This window comes from uncultured Oscillibacter sp. (genome assembly GCF_950073225.1).
GTDB lineage: Bacteria > Bacillota > Clostridia > Oscillospirales > Oscillospiraceae > Oscillibacter.
Genome location: NZ_CATMPS010000006.1, coordinates 40,888 through 64,593 on the forward strand (window position 1 = coordinate 40,888; position 23,706 = coordinate 64,593).

Below are 23,706 nucleotides of genomic sequence, written 5' to 3' on the forward strand. Positions count from 1 at the left end.
AGCACAATGCGGCCCCGCTGTGGGCCAATCTTCCTGGACGGCACAAATTGTTCCTGAGCGGCAAAAACAAAGAGGGAGCCTCAAAAGCTCCCTCTCAGTTTCTTCTTCAATTCGGCTTTTCCGGTTCGGGACAGCAAACACATTCTGCCGCCCACCCGGACTTGATTTCCCTTTCCGTCCACTGCCTCAATTTTGTCCCACGCCGCCAGAAAGGACCGGTGGACCCGGACAAACCGTCCGTCCAGTTCCTTTTCCAGCTCGTTCAAACTGCCCACGAAATCCAGACGGCTGTCCGCCGTATGAAGATATACATGGTGAGCTTTGGGAGCGGCCTCAAAAAACAAGATACCGGCCAGGGGAATGTCATCACCCGTTCGTAAAGAGAACATCTCTGCCGGGTCATGGCGCTCGTCCAATAAGCGGGCGTGGACCGCCTCCAGGCAGCGGGTGATGGCAGGGCCGGTCTGCTCTCCCTCCTTCACGATGTAGTCGAATGCCTCCAAATGGTATTGGAAGGTTTTCCAGGCCAGATCGCCATAGCTGGTAATGTAGACCAGTGTGCCATGAGGGTCCCGCCGCCGCAGTTCCCGCCCCAGCGTAAAGCCGTCCCACGCTCCATCCTTCAAATCCACGTCCAGGAAGTAGACGCCTCGGCGGGTGTCCCGGGCTGTTTCCAGCAGTTCCTGGGCGGCAGACGCGGCGCATACCACTTTCATGTCGTAGTTCTCCATGAAGATCTTCCACTCCAGAGCGGTTTTGAGCTGGTGGCGGACACTTTCTTCATCGTCACAGAGATAGATCGGAATCATGCTTTTTCCTCCACCGTCAATTCCTGGACAAATACGCCGTCCGCCCAGCTTGTGGATGCCGCCGCATGGGGGTAGTCTGCCAACATCCGCTGGTAGCTGGGCAGTCCCAATCCCCGGCCCTCTCCCTTGGTGGAAAAGCCCTCCGTCCAGATTCTATCCGGGTCGATGGCCCCATTGTAGGGGTTGGACACCCGCAGAGACAGCCTCTCCTTTTGAGACAGCAGAACAATCTCCACCCAGGGCGTTTCCGCTTCCAAAGCGGCCTCGGCGGCGTTGTCCAGCAGAATACCCAGACAGCGGGTAAAGTCCCACGGGTCCATTCCGATACGCTCCACAGGGTAGAGCGCCTCCAGGCGGCAGTCGATTTTCTTTTCTCTCATGGCTGCCAGCTTGGACAGCAGGAGGCTGCGCACCTGGGGGACTCTCACATTGCCCAGATGGACGGATGCCTGTATCCTCTCTCCGATGTGCTGGTCAAAACCCGCGTCCAGTTGGGACAAGGAGGCCCGAAGTTCATCCAATTCTCCTTTCCCAGCCTGTTCAGACAGCCCTGCCAGCAAATTCTTGTAGTCGTGACGGAACGCCCGCACCTCCCGCTGGATCGCCTCCAAATCCCGCTCATAGAGCTGCTGCTGGGCAATGACGTCCCGCTGGACTTCCATCTTCTGGGAGGCGTCCAGCCGCTGAGACAGGTAAATGACCAGCCCCACCGCCAGCCCCGCCATCACCAGCACAAGCGCGTAGTAGGGAACCAGATATTCCGGCTGGATTCCCTCCTGTAAAAGAGAGAATGACTCCATGGCCGCCTCCAGGCCAAAGAAGAACAGGGCCATGCGGCGCTGGACGGAGCTGTCCGCCAGCAGAAGGCGGAACCAGCGCCCGAAGCGGAGCCGGTGCAGCAGCGCGGCGGAGACCAGCGCCACAGCGCCATAGACGGAGATCAACGCCGTGTACGGGATCTCGCTGTCCAGAAGCAATATCTGGGCCAGGCCGGACGCGGCCACCTGGAACATGCCCGCCATGCACGCGGCGGCAAAGGCGTGCCAGAACCCGGTCCGCCACGCCCACCGAATCCACAGGGTACACATCAGCAGGATGGCACAGGAGAACGCACAGTAACGGACCACATAGTGGTCGGGAAAGCGCGCATACAAAGCCGCATCCAGCAGGGTGGCCAGCAGCGGGGAGAGCAGCAGGACGGGCAGCTTTCTCACCACCCGCCGGCCCCGCGCGTCCATAATCACAAACAGATAGACCACCAGGACGGCGTGGGAGAGCAGGGAAACTGTAAATTGAAACAGATAATCCTCCAGTGTGAGCACAGCGGTCACCTCCTTTCTGCGGGCTATCATACCACATGAAGGGAATCTTGTCCACGGACAAGCCGACTCAGCAGTATATTATTCAAGCCGTTTTGCGGTTGCCGCTGTAAACAGCGGCAACCGCAAAACATGGCACATGTTACCTCCGACCTTTCAGCCCGGAAGTAATAGCACAGGAATCCCCGTTTCTCAATACCAATTCGGAGGCTTCCCTCACGAGACGTCAAGCCGGAGGAGGTAATTCTCCCAAACAGCCGCGTCAATCTCTCCCCGCTGGACCAGGGCACCGTAAAAAAGATGGCCGCATTGAATCTGGTCCAGCCACACGTCCCGGTTTCCCGGCATCCGGGCGCCGCAGTCCTCCAGCCAGGCGGAGACTGTTCCGGCGGCGGCCTGGGAATCCCCCTCGTACAAGCGGACCAGCGTCAGCGGCGTGACCTGATAGAGCTCCAGCGCCGGGCGGCTGGAACAAAACTCCGCCAAAGCGCGCGCCGCCTCATAGCCATTCCCGGTAAGCGCATCCGCCAGCAGCTCAAAATACCCCGCACTGTAGGCCATCATATCCGCATAGCCCTCGATTCCGTTGTCCGCCGTCCCGCCGCCCGACAGGCTTGCTATATCCCGGCAGGCCTGGGCAATCGTCCCATCATAGGCCGTCGTGGCCGCCAGCGTCTCCAGCATTTTGATGTCGAACGCGGACACAACCTCCGAATCGCCGGCTCCTTGAATCAGCCGCAGAGTCAGCTCGATATACGCTTCCAGACCCGGTTTCAGGCAATCCAGCCTTCCGCTGTTTTCCGCCGCCTTTTCGCAGACGCTGTATAGGCCGTCCAATTCTACAGGGCCGAACGCTTCCTCTCCCGCCAAAAGCCGCCGCCAGAGATCGTCGCAGCGGCCGAACCACTCTTCGCTCCCCAAATCCCCGGCGGAGGCCAGCGCCGCCAGGCCGGAATCCTCCAGAGGCGGCTCCTCCTGGAAATACCGCGCCTTTTCCCAGTCTCCCAGACCCGACCAGTTTCCTACCTGGAAGCCGGAACCGCCGGGGACCTTAGGGACAAGCTCCTGCCGCCCGTCCAGGGTCAGGCAGCCCAGGTTCTCCAGGAAGGCCAGGGCCGTTTCGTCCGGCGGTGGAACCCTCAGCCGCCGGACAAGGGTTTCCCCTCCGGCGCTCCAGGCAAGGGAGCCGTCCTCCAGAATTCCCGCGGCGTCGATTCCCCCGCCGTCCGCCGTAAATGCGTCCAGCAGCTTTCCCGACGGCACGTCCCAGATTTCCACCGCCCCGCCTTTTTCCACATGAAAGCTGTCCGCCGCCCCTCCGGCGGTCTCCTGTATGAGAACCATATGCTCCTTTTCCCCGTCCATCCGCACGGCGGCAATATTTCCCTGGCGCTCCGGCACAATCCGGCCAATCTGCTCCCCCGCCCCGTCAAACAGCAGCACCGCTCTGGACCCGGTTTCCACCGCCGCCCAGTCGTTCCCGCACCAAAGGCCGAGGATGGTTTCCCCTCCCGCGTCCAGCTGCCGGAGTTCCCCCAGCGTTCCCGCCTGGAAGTCCGCCGCCGCCTTTATGAGGACCGGGGCATAATGGCTGTAAAGATAGACCGTCTGAAAATCCGGGGAAAGGGCGGTGCGCTCAGCCATGGCGGGCAGCTTCGCCGCCGCCAGCTCCTCTCCGCCCGCGGCCAGGAGGACCAATTTCCCGCTTCGGATGGCCGCCGTCATGCCCTCCGGCCCCTCCGCCTCCAGGTAGTGCTGCTTTAATATCATGGGGAGGGCGCATTCCTCCGGCAATGACACGGCGTCCTCCCCCACCGGCCCGATCAGCGCATAGGCGGCGGTCCCTTCTCCGTCTTCCACCACAACAGCGCCGTCCTCTCCGAAGCAGGCGCCGCTCACGGCGCTTCTGCGTATGGGGGCCGCGATTTCCCTCCCCTCTCTCCAGTTCCAGATATGGACCGCTCCGGCGCTCCAGACCAGCAGAATGTCCTCATCCTCAGGATGGAACGCCGTCCCCAGGAAGGCCTCCTTCTCATAGGCGGGAGAGGAAAACAGGCAGGTCCCGTCTGTGGACCAGACCTCAAACATGCCTCCGGGATTCATCCGGTCGATGCGGTAAGGATTTCCGTAGGCCAGCGCGAAGCACCGGCCGCCCCGGCCGATGTCCGCCCCCATCAGTCCATAGCGGTACTTGCTCACGGAGGCTTTCAGTTCCAGCCGGGCGGTGTCGTACACCGCAGCGCTGGCGTAGCTGGAAACCAGCGCCAGGCCGCCGTCCTCCGACAGCCAGATTTCACTGGAATCGGAAATGCCCTGATAGCCCGCGTCCACGGGGAACGCGTCCGCCAGGTCCGCCCGCCCGAGCTCCGCCGCTCGGCCCTGCTGGTCGAAGCCGTAGAGGTACACCATTCCCAGATAGGCCGCGACGGCCCGCCCGTCCGGCAGCGTCCGGGCCCTGGGGCCCTTTCCCAGGAAGTCCGCGTATTCCATGCCGCACCCGGCGCTGGACTCCGTGGGATACGGCAGGACCCTCCTCTGTCCCGTCTCCGGGTGGTAAAAACGCAGGGCGTCCTCTCCCAGGAAGGTCCACCACCCGCCGGAAATCCCCTGGAGGTTCTGAAAATCCGGGCCCAGCTCCTCCACCTTCTTCCCGGCCCCGTCGATTACAAAGCTCTGTTCCCGGCTCCGGGTGAAATAATATCCGCTCTCCGGGTCCCCCGCCGCCGCCTGGGGAAGGGGCAGGAAGCGCCCGTCCCACACCCGGCCGGACAGCTTCTCCTCCAGCACGGGCCAAAGGCGGTCCTGCAGCAGAAGGGCGGCTCCCGATTTGGCGGTGGACTGGTCCGCGTCCAGGGACAGCGCCCGGCTGTAATTCGCCAGCGCCTCCTGGGGCTCTCCCGCCTCGTTCCGGCGGGCGCCCTCCTGGGCAAAATTTCCCGCCAGCATCAGCCGGTATTGATTTTCAGAAATCCAGGTGCGGTAGGCGAATACGGACACCACCGCCAGCACCGTGCTCAGCAGCGCAAACGCTCCCGCGGCCGCAGCGGCGGTCCGCCTGCGCCGCCGCCTCCGGTTCCTCTGGAGCAGGTCGTCCAGGCCGCACTCCAAAAGCGCGGCGGCCAGCTTGTAATACTCCGACTTAAGCGTCCGCAGGCTCTCCCGCAGGGTCCCGCCCCGGACGTCCACATACAGCGGCTCCAGCTTTCCTCCCTTCCCGTTGGTCCGCAGGGGCTCCGGGATAGCCGTCTCCGGCGTCCCCGATGTGAGGAGAATCAGGATGTTTTCCGTGCTTCCCCGGTGGAGCTCCTTAAACTGCCGGATCTCCTCCATGCACCATTGGGAGTCCTTGGTTTTCTCCGAACAGACGGAAATCAAATAGCGGGACCGTTCCAGCGCCTCCCGGAGCTCGCCGCCCAAATCGCTGCCGGCCGTCAGCTCCGTATTGTCCCGAAACACCCGAAGGCGCTTTTCGCTCTTTGGCAGGCGGTAACTTTCCAGCAGGACCTGAAGGCGCTCCGCCAGCTTTGAGTCCTTCCCGCCGTGGCAGTACGAGATAAACGCGTCGTACCGCCGCTTCCCCGTGTCTTCGCCCCGTTTTCCCACGCGCATCCTCCGCCTCTCCTCTTATTTCCAGCCGTTCAGGTCCAGCTCAAAAAGCGCCCGCACGCCTTCCCGGTCCTTCTCCCTATCCGTTTCCGTCAGCTCCTCATAGGGACATAAGGCAATATGCAGCCGCAGGACCGGGTCCTTCCTCTGGCCGTTATCCGGAACGCCGTATCTCCAGTTGTGCAGATAGTGGTAGCGGCACCAGCGGATATGCTCCAGCTCGGCCAGCTTCTCCAGAACATCCGGCGGAATCCCGGCCCCATCCGGAGAAATTCCCTGGGCGGCCAGCATCTGGAGGCGGATGTCATGGTAATCCACCGCGCTGACGTTGGAATAGCGGGTGAACGCGTCCAGCTTCCGCCACTCCTGGTCCGCTCCGGCGGCCTGGCCTCCGGCGGCCTGGCCTCTGCCGTACTTGCGGACGTAATACATGTGAAGCTGCTTCGCCCGGCCGAAGAGCTTGTCCCGCAGAATATTCTCCGCCCTCTGCGCCTCCCGCCGCCAGGGGAACACGTTCAGCCGCTTGTGTCCGGCCAGCAGCTCCGCCTCCGCGTCGTCGGCGGCAAATACGTCGATCTCCGGCAAGCGGGTGGCCAGCAGGAGGTCCCGTACCAGCCTGAGCGGATTCTCTTGTGTCAGGACGAGCAGCGCCGCCGCCCCCTCCAGCAGATCCACGCTCTCATACCAGGGTTCCGCGTGGAAAATCACGGGGTCCTCTATGGAGGGCAACTGCGTATGGGTGGCGGCGAACGCGGCGCCGTCCCCGAAAATATGGTATTCGATGCGCTGCTCCGGGGCGAAAATGTTGTCCAGCAGTCCGTAGCGCAGGACCTCCTCGCCCAGGCTTCCAAACCCCAGAAGCACAATCCGCAGCCGGTGGCCGCAGCGCTTGGACACGCCGTACAGCCCCTTCTCTTTCCAGAACAGCCGGGCCGCGGCCTCCTCCGGGCAGAAGAGATACAGGTTTTCACTGGCGGCGAACTCCGCCGGAAGAGACCGGCATTTCAAGTAGACCCGCCTTTTTTGCAGCTTCCGCCTGTTGGAAACATAAAACTGGAAGTTCTCCTCTTCGCTGTTTAAGAGGATATAATTATGGGCTCCGACAAAGCGGTCCCGGCCCTCTATGCCGGACCGGCCCAGCTCCTCCAGCAGGTCCTCCCGCTCCTCCTCCGGGCCGTACACCGCCACGCTGCCTCCCCGCAGGTAGCACCACAGGTTCCGAACCCGCACCTGCAGCGTGGTGAGAAGCAGCACGGCGGCTCCGGCGGTGGCCAGAGGCGCGGTCCACCTGGCCAGCTCCACCCAGAGGTTCGGCGGCGTGGTCTGGTATCCCAGCACGTACATACACACGCAGGAATACAGGGCGTCCGCCATCCGCACGCCTCCGGCGCACTGAAAGCCCGCCATGCCCAGCGCCAAAGGAACACAAAACAAAAGCAGCTTTGAAACCGCGTCATACTGACTCCGCGGCCCGGATTTCTTTTGACTCATTCCGTACAGCCTCCCTCTCAGGCGCAACGCCTGTCCCGCAAAATCGGTTTCCTCAGACCGGCTTGAACTTCTTTCCATTATATATGCCGCGCCGTGGGATTGCAATATTCCGGAAAACGTCCGTTCCCCCTTTTCCCCCGCGGCGCCGGGAGCCGGACGGAATGCCAGGGACGCGGCCCGGCGGAATCTCCGTGTCTCCAAAAATTTTCCAGCCATTGTAAAGAAAAATATTGCATTTTGCTTTACAAATGCTATAATAGAGATGTGCTGAAGGGAGTGACTTTCATGGCACAGGTTATGGTAAACTTTCGCATGGACGAAAACGTGAAGAAATGCATGGAACAGGCTTGCAGGGAAATGGGGCTTAGCATGACCACCGCCTTTACCATTTTTGCCACCAAAGTCGGCAGAGAAAAGCGCATCCCCTTTGAAATTACGGCGGAGCCTTACGGCTCCCAGTCCCGCCGGGGGCGGCCCCGCGAAGAGGAAGCCCTTGAGGAAGCGCTCTCCCCCCTCATGGAAAAGCGGGAACGGCTGGAGGCCCTGTGCGCCGAAATCCGGCAGTCCCTGACCGCCGTCCACACCGCCGTGCCCTCTTCCATTACGGGGCTTTCCATGGAGCGCATCCGGCTTTTGTGCGGCGACGAGCTCAAGGACAAGGCCGCCGGGATTACCGGCTCCGCCAGGACCCTGTTCTCCGCCAGGAACGCTGAAATCCTGGAAACAAAGGACCTGAGCGTCCTGGACGAGTACCTGGACGGCCTCGCGGATATCGCGGAGGACCTTCGGGACCTTCGAAGCGCCCTGATTCCCGCTATGAAATCCTGGACCGGAGGAGACGCCGGAGCGTTCGCCCCCTATGAGCAAAGGCTTGCCGCCGTCTCCCGGAAGTTCGACGGGCTCCCCTCCGTGATGCAGCGTTTCTGGGCTTCCTCCGCCCAGATTCCCGGGAGCGCCGGCACCGTACAGGCGCGGATACGGCGGGCCGCGGCACCGGTGGAAACGCCTTACGTCCTCACGGCCCTTGAAGGCCTGGAGTCCCTGATCGCCCGGCACTATGACGCGCTGGACGGCCCGACGAAGGCCCGGGTGGAGGCCCACTACCTCCAAACCCTGGAGCTGACCCTGGAGGAGCTGGGCCGGGCGGAGCAAGGCGGCGAGGACCCCGCCGGGAAGGCCGCGCTGTGCCTCCGGGCCGTGGGCGTCGTGTCCCAGGTCCTCTCCGGCGGCGGGCGGGCCCGGCGGGAGCAAACCCGGCGGAACCTGGAGGCGGAGGTAACCGCCCTGGAACGCCTGGCCGCCCTGCGGGGGGACGTCCCGGGAGGCGCGGGGCCGGAGGCCTGAGAAAATTCCAAGTCGCCGGGAACACCGTCCCTTCGTTCCGGCTTGTTTTATATAGAAAACCGATTGTGTCTATTTTGAAAGGAGGAGTTCTAAATGCTTGACAACATCCTGTCCCTGCTTCCCATCATCCTGGCCGTGGTAGTGGTGCTGGCCATCATCCTGACCGGCTACGTCAAGGCCCCACCCGATCAGGCGTACATCATCTCCGGCCTGAAAAAGGAGAGCAAGGTCCTCATCGGCCGGGCCGGAATCCGGGTTCCCTTCTTCGAGCGCATGGACCGGCTGTACCTGGGGCAGATGACGGTGGACATCAAAACCGAGCAGTCCGTCCCCACCAGCGACTTTATCAACGTCAATGTGGACGCCGTGGCAAAGGTCCGCATCTCCCCCCACGCGGAGGGCATCAAGCTGGCGGCCAAGAACTTTCTGAACAAGCGCCCGGAGGAGATCACCCGGGACCTCCAGGACTCCCTCCAGGGCAATATGCGGGAGATCATCGGCACGCTGTCCTTGAAGGAAATCAACACGGACCGGGATTCCTTCTCCGACCAGGTCATGCAGAAAGCCAGCAAGGACATGGACAAGCTGGGCATCGAAATCCTCTCCTGCAACATCCAAAACGTCACCGACGAAAACGGGCTCATCAAAGACCTGGGCGCGGACAATACAAGCCTCATCAAGAAAAACGCCGCCATCGCCAAGGCCCAGGCGGACCGGGACATCGCCATCGCCCAGGCGGAGGCGGAACGGGAGTCCAACGAGGCCCGGGTTCTGGCGGACACCCAGATCGCCCAGAAGCAGACGGAGCTGGACATCAAGCGGGCGGAGCTGAAAATCCTGGCGGACGGCAAAAAGGCCGAGGCGGACGCCGCCTATGAAATCCAGAGCCAGGAGCAGCGCAAGAGCATCGAAACCGCCACGGTCAACGCGGAAATCGCCAAGACCCAGCGCCAGGCGGAGCTGAAGCAGTACGAGGTCGAGGTGGAAAAGCAGAAGCTGGAGGCGGAAATCCGAGCCAAGGCGGACGCGGAGCGCTACCGCTTGCAGCAGGAGGCCGAGGCCGCCCTCTACAAGCGGCAGAAGGACGCGGAGGCCAAGCGCTATGAGCAGGAGCAGGAGGCCGAGGCGGAGCGCAAGAGCGCCGAGGCCCAAAAGTTCGCCAAGGAGCAGGAGGCGGAGGGCATCGCCGCCGTGGGCAAGGCGGAAGCCGAGTCCATCCGGGCCAAGGCCCTGGCGGAGGCCGAGGGCATCGACAAAAAGGCGGAGGCCATGAAAAAGTACGGCGAGGCCGCCGTTATTGAGATGGTCATGCAGGCCCTGCCGGAAATCGCCCGGAACGTGGCGGAACCCCTGTCCAAGGTGGACAAAATCACCATGTACGGCTCCGGCAACAGCGCCAAGCTGCTGGAAGACATCGTCACCGGAACCACCCAGGTCACCGAGGGCATCACCCAGGGCATGGGCCTGGACGTCAAGTCCCTCATCGCCGGAATGCTGGGCGGCAGATTGGCAGGCGGAGAGGACAAGACGATCATCGTCCAGAATCCTCCGGCGGCGGAGAAGCCCCACACCCCTCCCGCGGAGGAAGCATAATTTTGGTCTCAGCGATCTAAAAAACGGAGGCGTCCTGAAAGGACGCCTCCGTTTCTGGTTTCCGCTTCCGCCGGGCAGCTCCCGCCCGTCACACATAGCTCTGACTTCCCACATCGAACACGCCCTGAGTGGTGATCCGCAGGGTGGGAATCACCGGCAGGGCCATGAAGCTCAGGGTCATAAAGGGGTCGATGCCCTGGTTAACCCCCAGGGCGTAAGCCGCCGCCTTGGCGGCCTCCAGCTTCTCGTTCACCGTCTCCAGGGGCTCATCGCTCATAATGCCCCCGATCGCCAGGGAAACCTCCGCCGCGGGCCTGCCGCCGTTCCAGACCACAATGCCCCCGTTCAGCTCCACCACCCGGTTCACGGCGGCGGCGCAGTCCTCCTCGCTGGCCCCCACCACAATGATGTTATGGGAGTCGTGGGAAATGCTGGCAGCCACCGCGCCGGATTGCAAGCCGTAGCCCCGGAGGAAGCCCAGGCCGATGTGTCCGGTGCCCTTGTGGCGCTCCACCACAGCGGCCCGGAGAATATCCTGGGCGGCGTCCGCCGCCTCGGCCCGGCCCGCATCCAGGGTGGTAATCTCACCGTCCACCATACCCACCACGCCCAGGGGGCCGCTGCTCTGGAAGTCCTTTGCCGTAAGGGTCCGCACCTGGAAGGTATGGTGGGCCCGCTCCGTCAGCCGGGGCTCCACGGCGGGAGCCGGGAAGGGCTTGGCTTCGCCGTGTTCCGCCGCCAAGGCTCCCTGCTTATAAACCGCCTCCACCCGGAAGCTCTGGAAACCGTCGATGACCACCAGGTCCGCCAGGTATCCCGGCGCAACGGCTCCCCGGTCGTGCAGCCCGAAGTACTGGGCGGCATTGAGGGTGGCCGCCTTCACGGCCGCGATGGGGTCCGCCCCCAACCCTATGGCCCGCTTAATGATCGCGTCGATATGGCCCGTTTCCAAGAGGTCGCCGGGGTGCTTATCGTCGGTGCAGAGGAGGCACCGGCTTGCGTATTTTTCGTTCAGCAGCGGGACCAGAGCTTCCAGGTTCCGGGCGGCGGTGCCCTCCCGAATCATGATATACTGCCCCCGCTCCAGCTTGGCAATCGCGTCTTTCAGGTCGTGGCACTCGTGGTCCGAGCGGACCCCGGCGGCAATGTAGGCGTTCAGGCCGTTTCCCGCCAGATCCGGCGCGTGGCCGTCGATCCGCCGGTCCGCCAAATCCGCCGCCGCCAGCTTCTCCAGCACGCTTTCGTCTCCCGCCAGAACGCCCACAAAGTTCATCATCTCCGCCAGGCCCTGAACCCGGGGGTGGCTGTAGAAGCCGTCCAGATCCCCCCGCTCCAGCGCCGCGCCGGACTCATCCAAGGGCGTGGCGGGGACGCAGGAGGGCAGCATAAACCGCACGTCTACCGGCAGGCCCTCCGTGGCCTGGAGCATGTAGGCGATGCCGTCCGCCCCCAGGACGTTGGCGATCTCGTGGGGGTCCGTCACCACCGTGGTAGTGCCGTGGGGCAGCACCGCCCTCGTAAATTCTGCCGGAGCCACCAGGGAGCTCTCCAGGTGAATGTGGGCGTCCAGGAAGCCCGGAAGCACCAGCTTGCCGGTGCAGTCTCGCTCCTCCCTGCCGGAGTAGGACCCTACGCCCGCAATGAGGCCCTCCGCAACGGCGATATCCGCCGTCAAGACCTCGCCTGTAAAGACATTGACATAGGACGCGTTTTTCAGCACCAGGTCCGCCGCCTCCCGGCCCATGGCCGCGCCGACCACCCGCCGCTTCCGCTCCGCTTCCCGGCGGATTCTCTCCTCCTTGCACTCAGGCATGGAATCACACTCCTTTCTGTTCTACCATATTATGTATCTTTTTCCGGGAGATTTGTCAAGGCCCCTATTCAGAGGTATAGGGTAAAACAGGAAATTTCTAACAGGGTGTAAAGGTCAGCCTTTTATGTTTAGCACAAATGACAGTGAAATCGGCCTTGCGTTTTTTGACAAAATGCTGTATAGTAAGGGTACGGACAGCGTTTTCGGAACTTTGGCAGGTTCGCCGTGAACGCCCCACCGTGAAAATCTGAAAAAGAAAAGAGGGAATCCTATGGAAAACCTGTTCCGCCTGCGGGAGAACGGCACCAACGTCCGCACAGAGCTTCTGGCGGGCCTGACCACGTTCATGACGATGGCCTACATCATCGCCCTGAACCCCAACCTGCTGACAAACTTCGACGTGGGCTCGGCCCTTTGGAACGGCGTGTTCATGGCCACCTGCATCGCCTCCGCCATCGGCATGTTCTGCATGGCCTTCCTGGCCAACAAGCCCTTCGCCCTGGCTCCGGGCATGGGCCTGAACAGCTTCTTCGCCGTAGTGGTGGGCAACATCGCCGCCATGACCGGCATGACCTACGTGGCCAGCTTCCAGGCCGCCCTGGTCATCATCCTGGTAGAGGGCATCGTCTTTATCGTCCTTTCCATCTTCAACATCCGGGAGAAGATTGTGGACGCCATCCCCCTGGGCGTGCGCCTGGGCATCGCCCCGGCCATCGGCATCATGCTGATGAACATCGGCCTGGGCTCCAACGCCGGCATCTACTCCGAAACCGGAGGGCCCTTCTTCATGATGCGGGACTTCTTCGGCGCGCTCACCCCCAGCGTGGCCCAGGGCTCCATGGGATCCGGCTACGGACCGATGATCCTCACCGTGGCCACCGCCTTCATCGGCCTGTTCGTCATGGTGATTCTGGCCAAGAGGGGCGTCAAGGCGGCGGTGCTGCTGGGTATGCTGGTGGCCTCCGTGGTCTACTGGGCCGGGGATGCCCTCTTCCTGGGGGCCAATCCCTTCGCCTCTCTGGCCGGGGCCTCCTTCGCCCCCCCCTTCGCCGACATGGTGGAAACGACCCTCTTTAAGTTCAACTTCTCCGGCTTCCTCCAGATCGGCTGGTTCACCGCCATCACCTTAATCATTACCTTCTGCATGATTGACATGTTCGACACCATCGGCACCCTGGTGGGCACCGCCTCCCGGGCGGGCATGGTGGACGATCAGGGCAGCATGCCCAACATGAAGGAGGCTCTGCTGTCCGACGCCATCGGCACCGTGGCGGGAGCCTGCTCCGGCACCTCCACCGTCACCACCTTCGTGGAGTCCGCCTCCGGGGTGGAGGCCGGCGGCCGCACGGGTTTGACGGCGCTGACCACCGGCGTTTTGTTCCTGGCCTGTATCTTCATCGCCCCCATCGCCGCCATCATCCCCGCCGCGGCCACCTCCGCCGCGTTGATCTACGTGGGCGTGCTGATGCTGATGGGCCTGAAAAACGTGGACTTCGACGACATGGACCAGATGGTTCCCGTGTCCTTGATGCTGATTGGCATGCCCGTCTCCGGCTCCATCGGCCACGCCATCGGCCTGGCCATGATCTCCTACACCGTCATCAAGGTTTTCAGCGGCAAGGCAAAGGAGGTCTCCGTACTGACCTATGTGATTTCCGCCCTGTTCCTCCTCAAGTTCTTCCTGATTGTGTAAGTCTGGCGTTCCCTGCGCCTGCCTGCAAACCGCCCCGCCCGGAAGCGAACTCTTCCGGGCGGGGTTTCCAATGTCCACAATCTCAGTCTTCGAACCGTCCTCGAGGCTCCGCCGGAATCCTCAGAGCATGTCCTCGATAATGTCCAGCAGATGAATCGGGTCCAGCTGCTTTGCGGTGAAGAGTCCGGCCAAGCGCAAAGCAAAGGCAAAATCGGTGGATATGTCGGGCAGGATCATGACCTCCTCTTCCCCTTCCTCCCCGGACCGCAGAACGCAGAGTCCAAAGGTCCGATAGCGGCCCAGGCATGGAGAGAACACCTCATTTTCGATCGGCAGGTACCGAAACATCCAGCCCCACCTCCTCCACCGCTTTCTCAGGCGGCAGTTCCAAAATTACCATCAGACAGAGCATATCCTTCCAGTTCAAGCTGCTTTCCCCCCGCTCCACGCTGCTGAGCCAGCGCCGAGAGCATTTCATGCGCTCGGCAAGTTTTTCCTGTGTCAGATCCCGCCTTCTCCGGACTTTGCGAATGAGCTGTCCAAGGCGCTCCTTTTCGTCTTGTGTTGGTGTACGTCTCAAAAACATCGTATCTTCCTCCTTTGAGTCTATAAAAGGAAGATTATTCCAAATTTGTGCAGTCGTCTAGGCTTGCGGCATGCACATTTTCAAAAGATTGTCGATTTTTGTCGAATTATTTCTAAATATTCGTAATAAGTTATAAATTATTGTTGTTTGTTTGTAACGTTCCCCTCTGAGAGTCTTTCTCATCTTTTTTGTTCCGCAATGTATACAACCGGGAAAAGATGTGTTATCATGGTGCGGATATTTCCTGCTTTGAAATCTACCTAAGGAAGGACGCTTTATGAACATGAAAAGAACGCTTTCCCTGCTCCTCGCAGCCGTGCTGGCACTGGCGCTTCTCACCGGGTGCGGCGGGAAACAGGCCTCCGATTCATCCCCGGAAGACCAGGCGGTTCCGAACGAGCCCGCAGGCAAGGAGGGCGCCGCCGCCCTGGGAAGCCTGACCTCTTTCTCGGCGGGCACCCTGGACGGGGGGACCTTCACCCAGGAGGACATTGCCGCCAAGGACGTGACGGTCCTCAACTTCTGGGCCCTCACCTGCCCGCCCTGCATCGCGGAGATGCCGGAAATCGCGGACTTTGAAAAGGCCCTGCCGGACAATGTGGCGATGCTTACCGTCTGCCTGGACGGCTATGGAAACGAAGACTCCGTCAAGGAGGTCCTGGAAAACGCCGGATTTGAAGGAGTCACCCTCATCACCGGGGAAGGCGACCTGCTGGACCTTGCCAACAATCTGATGTATACCCCCACCACCGTGCTGGCGGACAGCCAGGGCGCCCTGGTGGGCGAGGCCATCATCGGCGGCCAGGCGGACCTGTCCGCCGCCTATCTGGAGGCGGTGAACCAGGCGCTGGAGGCGGGAGGAAAGGATGCGATCAGCCTTGAAGACGCGTGAGAAAACCATTCTGGCCCTGCGCTTCGGAGCCCTGGGTCTGGCTCCGGTCCTGATTGGGATTGGATTTTTCCGGCAGGAGCATCTGGAGGTCCTGCAAAAGGCGGTGCGGATATGCCTCGAGTGCATCGGCATCGGATGAGGGGGCGGATCTCCCGGCAGCGGGTGATTCAGCTGCTGGCCGCCGCGCTGTTCAACGGCTACGCGGCGGGCTTTCGGAAGGGGCGCATTTTCACCGGGGGAAGCAAGGCGTTCTGCGTCCCGGTGCTGAACTGCTACTCCTGCCCCGGGGCCCTGGGGGCCTGTCCCATCGGGGCTTTGCAGACCGCCCTGGGGGCGAAGCATCACTTCCCCTTCTACGTGCTGGGGACTCTCATGCTCTTCGGCGTAATTCTGGGCCGGGCGGTCTGCGGGCTGCTGTGCCCCTTCGGGCTGGTGCAGGATCTGCTGCACAAGATCCCGCTTCCCAAGCTCACGGTCCCCCGGAGGCTGGACCGGCCCGCCCGGTATCTGAAATACCTGGTATTGGCGCTGCTGGTGGTTCTGCTCCCGGCCTTTCTCGTGACGGATACCAGCATCGTCCCGCCCCTGTTCTGCAAGTATCTCTGCCCCGCCGGGACCTTGGGGGGCGGCGTTCCCCTGCTGCTGGCCGATCCGAATCTGCGGAAGGTAGCCGGGGCTCTTTTCGGCTGGAAGGCCCTGGTGCTGGCGGCAATTCTGCTGGCCTCCATGTCCGTCCACCGGCCCTTCTGCAAGTACCTCTGCCCCCTGGGGGCCTTCTATGCCCTGTTCAACCGCTTCAGCTTTTTCCAGATGCGCCTGGATGAACACAAGTGCGTCGGCTGCGGAAAATGCGAGGCGGCCTGTCCTATGCAGGTGGAGGTGACCAAGGACATCAACGCCCCGGAGTGCATCCGCTGCGGGAAATGCAAGGCCGTCTGCCCCACGGGGGCCGTCTCCTCCGGCTTCGCCCGCGGCGGGGCCTCCAGGCCCGCGAAGAAGGAAGCCCCCTGATCCATTCCAAAAGCGTCCTGTTCCCAAAGAGGAGCAGGACGCTTTTTCCAGCGCCTCAGGCGAAGGTGATCACGGTCCCCGTCTTTCCCGCCAGGGCGTCCAGGGCCTTGTCCAGGGAGGTGATAACCGCCTTTTTGCCGGGGTCGCTGCGGACGAACTTCATGGCCGCCTGGACCTTGGGCAGCATGCTGCCGGGGGCAAAGTGGCCCTCCTCCACGTAGCGGGAGGCCTCCGCCAGGGACATGCGGCTCAGGTCCTTCTGGTCCGGCTTGCCCCAGTTGATCGCCACCTTCTCCACCTCGGTCAAAATCATCAGCACGTCGGCGTCCACCTGCTCCGCCAGCAGCTCCGCGGCGAAGTCCTTGTCGATGACCGCCGCCACGCCCTCCAGGCGGCCCTGGGCGGTCTCCACCACCGGCACTCCCCCGCCGCCGCAGGTGACGACGATGGTCTTGTCCCACAGGTCCCGCACCTGGCCGATCTCCACAATCCGCCGGGGCAGGGGCGAGGGCACCACCCGGCGCCAGCCCCGCCCGGCGTCCTCCTTCATGGCATAGCCCTTCTCCCGCTGGATGGCCTCGGCCTCCTCCCGGCTGTAAAAGGGCCCGATGGGCTTGCTGGGATTCTGAAACGCCGGGTCGTCCGCCTCCACCACCATCTGGGTCACCAGGCTCACCACGGGAGTGTTCTTGTTCCGCTTGGCCAGGGCGTAGCGCAGGGCCTGCTGGATGTGGTAGCCGATATATCCCTGGCTCATGGCCCCGCACACATCGAAGGGCATGGCGGGGACCACCTCCTTCGCCGTCTCGCTGGCCAGGAGGATGCGGTGGCCGAGGACATCACCGCCCGGAAGGATGAGCTGGGCTTCTCCGCCTTCACCTCCGCCGGCATGGACGGCTCTTCCGACTGGCGCTTCAAGACCCACCTGGCGAACCTGCCCATCTACTTCGAGTACGAGGCCGACGGCATCGGCAACACCGACGCCATCAAGGGAACCTACCTGGACAACTACCGGGCTGTGTGGGACCTGTATATCAACAACTGCACCTGCGCCCCCACCCTGCTCTCCGCCAAGACCGGCGACGACTCCGTGGCGGAGTTCGTCACCGAGCAGGCCGTCTTCTATCAGAACGGCACCTGGGCCTTCGGCGACGTGGCCGACATCGGTGAGGAGAACCTGGGCATGCTGCCCATCTATATCGGCGTGGGCGACGAGGCCAAGCAGGGCCTGTGCACCGGCACGGAAAACTACTGGTGCGTGAACAAAAACGCCAAGCCCGAGGATATTCAGGCCACCCTGGACTTCATGTATTGGTGCGTCACCTCCGAGACCGGCCTGGAGTATCTCTGCTCCGGCGATCACATGGGCTTCGTCATCCCCTTCAAGGGCAACCTGGAATCCAGCAACCTGCTGGTGAACATTGCCAACGAATACGTGGCCAACGGAACCACCAGCATCAAGTGGTGCTTCCCCACCATGCCCTCCGAGGAGTGGAAGAACGTCCTGGGCTCCGCCCTGACCGCCTACGCCGCCGACCAGACCGACGCCAACTGGGAGACCGTACGGGCCGCCTTCGTGGACAACTGGGCCGCTGAGAAATCCAAGTAAGAGACAACGCCATACCGGGGCGGACGGGAGACCGCCCGCCCCTTCTTTCCCGCCCTGGGCCGGAGGGAGGCGCGCCGTGCCGCTTATACACGGCTCTTGTCCCGCCGGTCCAACGGTCCATCAACTTGTGAAGGAGGCTTCCGCCAGCCATGGAAAAATCCATCAAGCGCTATTTCCCCGTCTTCCTGGGGCCCACGTTCCTGGCTTTCCTCATCGGCTTCATCGTGCCCTTCCTCATGGGCATCTACCTGTCCTTCTGCGACTTCCGCACCGTCACCGACGCGAAATTCAACGGCGTGCAGAACTATGTCCGGGCCTTTCAGGACGGGGAATTCGCCCACGCCTTCCTCTTCACCGCCCTGTTTACCGTGACCACACTGATCCTTATCAACGTCATCGCCTTCGCCGTGGCCCTGGTGCTGACCCGGGAGATCCGGGGCACGAACATTTTCCGCACGGTCTTCTTTATGCCGAACCTCATCGGCGGCATCGTCCTGGGCTACGTGTGGCAGCTCATTTTCAACGGGCTGCTCTCCCGGTACGACCTGGCGCTGAAGATCTCCGCCAGGTACGGCTTCTGGGGCCTGGTTATCCTGATCTGCTGGCAGCAGATCGGCTATATGATGATCATCTACATCGCGGGCCTTCAGTCCATCCCCGGCGATCTGAACGAGGCAGCGGAAATCGATGGGGCCAACGGCTGGCAGCGGCTGTGGAACGTCACCATCCCCAATATGATGCCCTCCATCACCATCTGCACCTTCCTGACCCTGACCAACGGCTTCAAGCTCTTTGACCAGAACCTCTCCCTCACCGCCGGCGAACCCATGAAGCAGACGGAGATGCTGGCGCTGAACATCTTCAACACATTCTACGGCCGGGTGGGCTACCAGGGCGTGGGCCAGGCCAAGGCCGTGGTGTTCTTCATCCTGGTGGTGGCCCTGGGCCTCATCCAGCTGAAAATGACCCGCTCCAAGGAGGTGCAGCAGTAATGAAACGCAAAGCGAGAGGCGGCTGGTTCGCCACTATATTGTTCACCATAATCTCCATTTTCTACGTGGCCCCGCTCTTTATTGTCCTCATCAACTCCTTTAAGAAAAAGGCCTTTATCAACCTGGAGCCCTTCAAGCTCCCCTCGGAGAAGACCTGGGTGGCCCTGGAGAACTTTGCCAACGCCATGGAAAAGTACAACTTCCTGGAGTCCGTCCTCTGGACCGTGGTGATGACCGTCGGGTCTGTGGTGGTTATCCTGCTCTGCACCTCCATGTTCGCCTGGTATATCACCCGGGTGAAGAGCACCGCCACCAAGCTTTTGTACCTCCTGTGCGTCTTTTCCATGGTGGTCCCCTTCCAAATGGTGATGTTCACCCTCTCCCTGGTGACAGACCGGCTGCGCCTGGGCACCCCCTGGGGGCTGGTGATCATCTACCTGGGCTTTGGCGCGGGGCTGGCGGTGTTCATGTTCTGCGGCTTCGTCAAGTCCATCCCCATTGAGATCGAGGAGGCCGCCATGATCGACGGCTGCTCCCCCCTGCGGACCTTCTTCTCCGTGGTGCTGCCCATTATGAAGCCCACCTATATCTCCGTGGGCATCCTGGAGACCATGTGGATCTGGAACGACTTCCTGCTTCCCTACCTGACTCTGGATCTGAACAAGTTCAGCACCATCCCCATCACCATCCAGCGGATGCAGGGCTCCTATGGCCGGGTGGACATGGGCGCCATCATGGCCTCCCTGGTCATGGCCATCATCCCCATTGTGGTGTTCTACCTCAGCTGCCAAAAATACATTATCAAGGGGGTTGCGGCAGGCGCTGTTAAGGGTTAAAATACGGCAGGGGGGACTCCCCCTTTGAAAAGTACGCAAGGAGGGACGCGGAATGACTATCAAAGACATCGCCCGGCTGTCCGGGTGCGGCGTAGCCACCGTGTCCCGGGTGCTCAACGATCACCCCGACGTCAGCGACGAGACAAGGCGGAAGGTCCTGGCGGTGGTGGAGGCCCAGGGCTTCCAGCCCAACAACAACGCCAAGCACTTAAAACAGCAGGCCGGGACCGGCATCACCATTTTAGTGAAAGGCACCCAGAACATGCTCTTCGCCGACCTGGTGGAACGGGTCCAGGCCCTCCTCCGGGACAGCGGGCGGGACGCCGTGGTCTACTATCTGGACGAGGATGCCGACGAGGTAAGCTACGCCCTCCAGCTCTGCCGGGAGCGCAAGCCCCTGGGCATCCTCTTCCTGGGCGGGGACCTGGAGCTCTTCCGGGCCCGGTTTCAGCCCATTGCCGTCCCCTGCGTGCTGCTGACCAACACCGCCAGGGACCTTCACTTTGAAAATCTGTCCTCCCTGACCACCGACGACGGCGAGGCCGCCGCCCAGGTCATCGAATTCCTGGCGGGCCAGGGCCACCGCCGCATCTGCCTCCTGGGCGGCAACTGGTCCTGCTCCCAAATCAGCTACCGCCGCCTGGAGGGCTGCCGCCGGGCCTTTCAGCGCCTGGGCCTGCCCTTCGACCCGGAGCGCCAATGCGAGCCCTGCCGCTACTCCATGGCCGACGCCTACGCCGCCACGGAGCGGCTGCTGGACCGCCGCCCGGACCTGACGGCCATTTTCGCCATGAGCGACGTCATGGCCATCGGGGCCGTCCGGGCCCTGCGGGACCGGGGCAGGCGGGTGCCGGAGGACATCTCCGTGGTGGGCTACGACGGCATCCCCATGGCCAGCTACTCCGTCCCCCGGCTCACCACCGTCCGCCAGGACACCCAGCGCCTGGCGGAGCGGGGGGTGGACGTGCTGCTGCGGGGCATTGAGCGGCGGGGACAGGCTCCCGTCCACGAGGTGGTGCCCTTCCAGCTCATCCCCGGCGAGAGCGTCGCCAGGCTGGAGGCGTAACCGCCCCTTGACTTCAACAAGAAAGGGGATGCCAACTTGAGAAAAGCCGGTATCCTGATGCCCATTTCCTCCCTGCCCTCTCCTTATGGAATCGGGACCCTGGGAGCCGCTGCCCGGGAGTTTGTGGACTTCCTGGTCCGGGGCGGGCAGTCCTGCTGGCAGATTCTGCCGGTGGGTCCCACCAGCTACGGGGACTCCCCCTACCAGTCCTTCTCCTCCTTCGCCGGAAATCCCTATTTCATTGACCTGGACACCTTGGCCGAATGGGGGTTTCTGGAGCCGGAGGAATACCAGTCCCTGGACTGGGGAAGCGACCCGGAGCGGGTGGATTATGAGGCCCTTTACCGAAACCGCTTTGCGGTCCTGCGCCTGGCCTGTTCCCGTCTGAAACGGGGAGACTTATTCCAGCTGCGGGGCGTCCTCTGGAAGGCGGACTGGCTGGAGGACTACGCCCTGTTCATGGCCTTGAAGGACCGGTATGACGGAGCTCCCTGGCTGGAGTGGCCGGAGGAGCTGCGCCTTCGCCGCCCCGCCGCCCTGGAGAGGGCCCGGAAGGAGCTGGCCGGAGAAATCGACTTCTGGACCCGAGTACAGCTCCTCTTTTTCTGCCAGTGGTGGAGCCTGAAGGAATATGCCAACGAAAAAGGCGTCTCCATCATCGGGGACCTGCCCATCTACGTCTCCATCGACAGCGCCGATGTCTGGGCCAATCCCGAGCAGTTCCAGCTGGACGCCGGCGGACGGCCCACAGAGGTGGCGGGCTGCCCGCCGGACGGCTTCGCCGCCGACGGACAGCTGTGGGGAAACCCCCTTTTCGACTGGGAGGCCATGAAGGCCGACGGCTACCGCTGGTGGATTCGCCGCATCGCCGCCCAGTTCCAGCTCTACGACACCCTGCGGATCGACCACTTCCGGGGCTTTGACGAGTACTACGCCATCCCCGCCGGGGACGCTACCGCCCGGAACGGCCATTGGCGGCCCGGCCCCGGCATCGGCTTTTTCCGGGCCGTGGAGGCGGCCCTGGGCCCCCGGGACATCATCGCCGAGGACCTGGGCTTCCTCACCCCCTCCGTCCGGAAGCTGCTGGAGGAGACGGGTTACCCCGGCATGAAGGTGCTGGAGTTCGCCTTCGACAGCCGGGACACCGGCGGAGGCTACCTCCCCCACTGCTACACCCCCCACTGCGTGGCCTACACCGGCACCCACGACAACGACACCATCCTGGGCTGGATGGCCTCCGCCCCGGCGGAGGACGTGGAGCTGGCGAAAGCCTATCTCCGCCTCAATGAACAGGAGGGCTACCACTGGGGCATGATGCGCTCCGCCTGGGCCTCCGCGGCGGACCTGGCGGTGATGCAGCTTCAGGACCTGCTGGGCCTGGGCAGTGAGGGCCGGATCAACACCCCCTCCACCCTGGGCGGAAACTGGCGCTGGCGGGCCCTGCCGGGGGACTGCTCCCCGGAGCTGGCGGACCGGCTCCACCGGGAAATGGAAATCTACCAGCGCCTGCCCGAATGAGGGGCGGGATTTCACCAAAACCAAGGGACGGCCAACCGGCCGTCCCTTTCGCCTTTCAGCGCCGCATAAGCATGCGCGGGGCGGCACACGGTTTCCTTTGAAAAAACAGCGAAAAAGCCGGGCCTTTTCCTTCAATTTTTGTGGCCTCTGTTCTTGACGATTTCCGGCTGCGGTGCTATCTTACATCATCATATACATAATTTAAGAACCGAGGTAACGCCATATGGAAATTCTCATCAGCCTGTCCGCCGCCCTCATCGGGGGGCTGCTGCTGTCCCGGGTGGCCAAGCGGCTGAAGCTGCCCGCCGTCACCGCCTATCTGGTGGCGGGTCTGCTGCTGGGCCCCTTCTGCCTGGGCGCGCTGGGCGCCGGCGGCCTGGGCTTCCCCTCCATGGAGGCGGTGGAGCGCCTGAACATCCTCTCCCAGGTGGCCCTGGGCTTCATCGCCTTCACCATCGGCAACGAGTTCCGGGTGAGCCAGCTGAAAGCCATGGGCCGCCAGGCCATCATCGTGGGCATCCTCCAGGCCGTAACCGCCACGGTGCTGCTGGACCTGGCGCTGATTCTCCTGCACCTGATCCGGCCGGAGGTCATCTCCGTGTCCTCCGCCATCACCCTGGGCGCCATCGCCGCTGCCACGGCCCCCGCCGCCACGCTGATGGTGGTCCGGCAGTACAAGGCCGACGGCCCCATGACCCGCCTCCTTCTGATGGTGGTGGCCATTGACGACGCGGTGGGCCTGGTGCTGTTTTCCGCCTCCTTCGGCGTGGCCATGGCGCTGGAAAGCGGGACCGTCAGCGTGGTGACGGTGCTGGTGGAGCCGGTGGTGGAGATCGTCCTCTCCCTGGGGCTGGGGGCCCTGGCGGGGGTGGCCCTCTACTGGGTGGAGCAGTTCTTCCACTCCCGGAGCAAGCGCCTGACCATCTCCATCGGCTTCGTCCTGCTGACGGTGGGGCTGTCCATGAAGGAGTTCGAGGTGGGCGGCGTCCACTGCGGCTTCTCGCTGTTGCTGGTGTGCATGATGACCGGGACGCTGTTTTGCAACATCTGCGGCTTCTCCGAGGAGCTGATGGCCCGGGTGGACGGCTGGACCGCCCCCTTGTTCGTGCTGTTCTTCGTCCTCTCCGGCGCGGAGCTGGATTTGTCCGTGCTGCGGAACCCTTCCGTGCTGCTCATCGGTTTTATCTACATCCTCGTCCGCTCCCTTGGCAAATACGTGGGAGCCTACGGCAGCTGCGCCCTCAGCGGCTGCGGCGGGAACATCACAAAATACCTGGGCATCACCCTGCTGCCCCAGGCCGGCGTGGCCCTGGGCATGGCCATCACCGCCCAGGCCCTGACCGACGGCGCGGTGGTGCGGAGCGTGGTCCTGTTCTCCGTGCTGGTGTATGAGCTGGTGGGCCCGGCGCTGACAAAGCGGGCTTTGCTTGCCGCCGGGGAAATCCAGCCCGAGGGCCGGACCTCCGCCCGGACGAAGAACGCCTGAGCTCTCCTATACAAAAAAGCGCCGGACCCTCATGGGGTCCGG

General features: G+C 62.9%; 19 protein-coding genes and 1 pseudogene. 12 read left to right on the plus strand and 8 right to left on the minus strand.

Annotation, left to right across the window (positions count from 1 at the left end):
- Positions 1-80 precede the first annotated feature (80 nt).
- From Q1M04_RS05225 to Q1M04_RS05240, 4 genes are all read right to left on the minus strand, one after another.
- Positions 81-809 carry a LytTR family DNA-binding domain-containing protein gene (locus tag Q1M04_RS05225; RefSeq protein WP_297997459.1) on the minus strand — a complete coding sequence of 243 codons (729 nt, stop codon included), beginning with the start codon at positions 807-809 and terminating at the stop codon, positions 81-83.
- Entirely contained in the window at positions 806-2,131 is a 1,326-nt protein-coding gene (locus Q1M04_RS05230) for a sensor histidine kinase (RefSeq protein ID WP_300346306.1), read from the minus strand. Before Q1M04_RS05230 ends, Q1M04_RS05225 begins: the two co-directional genes overlap by 4 nt.
- 213 nt (positions 2,132-2,344) lie before the next feature.
- Positions 2,345-5,737, minus strand: a complete 3,393-nt coding sequence (locus Q1M04_RS05235; protein WP_297997465.1) for a toll/interleukin-1 receptor domain-containing protein — start codon at positions 5,735-5,737, stop codon at positions 2,345-2,347.
- Positions 5,738-5,752: 15 nt separating this feature from the next.
- Complete coding sequence (locus tag Q1M04_RS05240; protein ID WP_297997467.1) at positions 5,753-7,225, minus strand: RyR domain-containing protein; 1,473 nt, start codon at positions 7,223-7,225, stop codon at positions 5,753-5,755.
- A 285-nt stretch (positions 7,226-7,510) separates the two neighbouring features.
- Between Q1M04_RS05240 and Q1M04_RS16120 the strand changes: the two genes are divergently transcribed.
- Complete coding sequence (locus Q1M04_RS16120) at positions 7,511-8,569, plus strand: type II toxin-antitoxin system RelB/DinJ family antitoxin (protein WP_366131591.1); 1,059 nt, start codon at positions 7,511-7,513, stop codon at positions 8,567-8,569.
- 93 nt (positions 8,570-8,662) lie between these two features.
- On the plus strand, positions 8,663-10,162 hold the full coding sequence (locus tag Q1M04_RS05250) for a flotillin family protein (protein WP_295758989.1): 1,500 nt from the start codon (positions 8,663-8,665) through the stop codon (positions 10,160-10,162).
- A gap of 88 nt (positions 10,163-10,250) precedes the next feature.
- On the opposite strand, the gene ade is transcribed toward Q1M04_RS05250, so the two are convergent.
- Positions 10,251-11,975, minus strand: a complete 1,725-nt coding sequence (ade, locus tag Q1M04_RS05255; protein ID WP_297997469.1) for an adenine deaminase — start codon at positions 11,973-11,975, stop codon at positions 10,251-10,253.
- A gap of 271 nt (positions 11,976-12,246) precedes the next feature.
- On the opposite strand from ade, the gene Q1M04_RS05260 reads away from it, so the two are divergent.
- Positions 12,247-13,668, plus strand: a complete 1,422-nt coding sequence (locus tag Q1M04_RS05260; RefSeq protein ID WP_297997471.1) for an NCS2 family permease — start codon at positions 12,247-12,249, stop codon at positions 13,666-13,668.
- Positions 13,669-13,788: 120 nt separating this feature from the next.
- On the opposite strand, the gene Q1M04_RS05265 is transcribed toward Q1M04_RS05260, so the two are convergent.
- Positions 13,789-14,016 (minus strand): DUF6514 family protein, encoded by a 228-nt coding sequence (locus Q1M04_RS05265; RefSeq protein ID WP_297997473.1) that lies wholly within the window; start codon positions 14,014-14,016, stop codon positions 13,789-13,791.
- Entirely contained in the window at positions 13,988-14,254 is a 267-nt protein-coding gene (locus tag Q1M04_RS05270) for a helix-turn-helix domain-containing protein (protein WP_293280898.1), read from the minus strand. The genes Q1M04_RS05265 and Q1M04_RS05270 overlap by 29 nt, the downstream gene beginning before the upstream one ends.
- A gap of 277 nt (positions 14,255-14,531) precedes the next feature.
- Between Q1M04_RS05270 and Q1M04_RS05275 the strand changes: the two genes are divergently transcribed.
- The 3 genes from Q1M04_RS05275 to Q1M04_RS05285 are packed head-to-tail and all read left to right on the plus strand — an operon-like array spanning position 14,532 to position 16,157.
- Positions 14,532-15,146 (plus strand): TlpA disulfide reductase family protein, encoded by a 615-nt coding sequence (locus Q1M04_RS05275; RefSeq protein WP_295759017.1) that lies wholly within the window; start codon positions 14,532-14,534, stop codon positions 15,144-15,146.
- Entirely contained in the window at positions 15,133-15,285 is a 153-nt protein-coding gene (locus tag Q1M04_RS05280) for a CD1871A family CXXC motif-containing protein (RefSeq protein ID WP_204789212.1), read from the plus strand. Before Q1M04_RS05275 ends, Q1M04_RS05280 begins: the two co-directional genes overlap by 14 nt.
- On the plus strand, positions 15,258-16,157 hold the full coding sequence (locus tag Q1M04_RS05285) for a 4Fe-4S binding protein (protein WP_297997476.1): 900 nt from the start codon (positions 15,258-15,260) through the stop codon (positions 16,155-16,157). Before Q1M04_RS05280 ends, Q1M04_RS05285 begins: the two co-directional genes overlap by 28 nt.
- A gap of 55 nt (positions 16,158-16,212) precedes the next feature.
- On the opposite strand, the gene arcC is transcribed toward Q1M04_RS05285, so the two are convergent.
- On the minus strand, positions 16,213-17,082 hold the full coding sequence (gene arcC, locus Q1M04_RS05290; RefSeq protein WP_366131596.1) for a carbamate kinase: 870 nt from the start codon (positions 17,080-17,082) through the stop codon (positions 16,213-16,215).
- Between arcC and Q1M04_RS05295 the strand changes: the two are divergent.
- The 6 genes and pseudogenes from Q1M04_RS05295 to Q1M04_RS05320 all read left to right on the plus strand — a co-directional run.
- Positions 16,984-17,766: pseudogene (locus Q1M04_RS05295) on the plus strand (extracellular solute-binding protein); the annotation flags it as partial. The gene arcC and the pseudogene Q1M04_RS05295 overlap by 99 nt on opposite strands.
- Positions 17,767-17,915: 149 nt before the next feature.
- Complete coding sequence (locus tag Q1M04_RS05300) at positions 17,916-18,758, plus strand: carbohydrate ABC transporter permease (protein ID WP_297997478.1); 843 nt, start codon at positions 17,916-17,918, stop codon at positions 18,756-18,758.
- Positions 18,758-19,594: a carbohydrate ABC transporter permease gene (locus Q1M04_RS05305; RefSeq protein ID WP_293281527.1), complete on the plus strand. Its 837-nt coding sequence runs from the start codon at positions 18,758-18,760 to the stop codon at positions 19,592-19,594. The genes Q1M04_RS05300 and Q1M04_RS05305 overlap by 1 nt, the downstream gene beginning before the upstream one ends.
- A gap of 52 nt (positions 19,595-19,646) precedes the next feature.
- Positions 19,647-20,660 carry a LacI family DNA-binding transcriptional regulator gene (locus Q1M04_RS05310; protein ID WP_297997481.1) on the plus strand — a complete coding sequence of 338 codons (1,014 nt, stop codon included), beginning with the start codon at positions 19,647-19,649 and terminating at the stop codon, positions 20,658-20,660.
- 36 nt (positions 20,661-20,696) lie between these two features.
- Positions 20,697-22,178 (plus strand): 4-alpha-glucanotransferase, encoded by a 1,482-nt coding sequence (malQ, locus tag Q1M04_RS05315; RefSeq protein WP_297301381.1) that lies wholly within the window; start codon positions 20,697-20,699, stop codon positions 22,176-22,178.
- A gap of 223 nt (positions 22,179-22,401) precedes the next feature.
- Complete coding sequence (locus Q1M04_RS05320; RefSeq protein WP_293279708.1) at positions 22,402-23,664, plus strand: cation:proton antiporter; 1,263 nt, start codon at positions 22,402-22,404, stop codon at positions 23,662-23,664.
- Positions 23,665-23,706 lie beyond the last annotated feature (42 nt).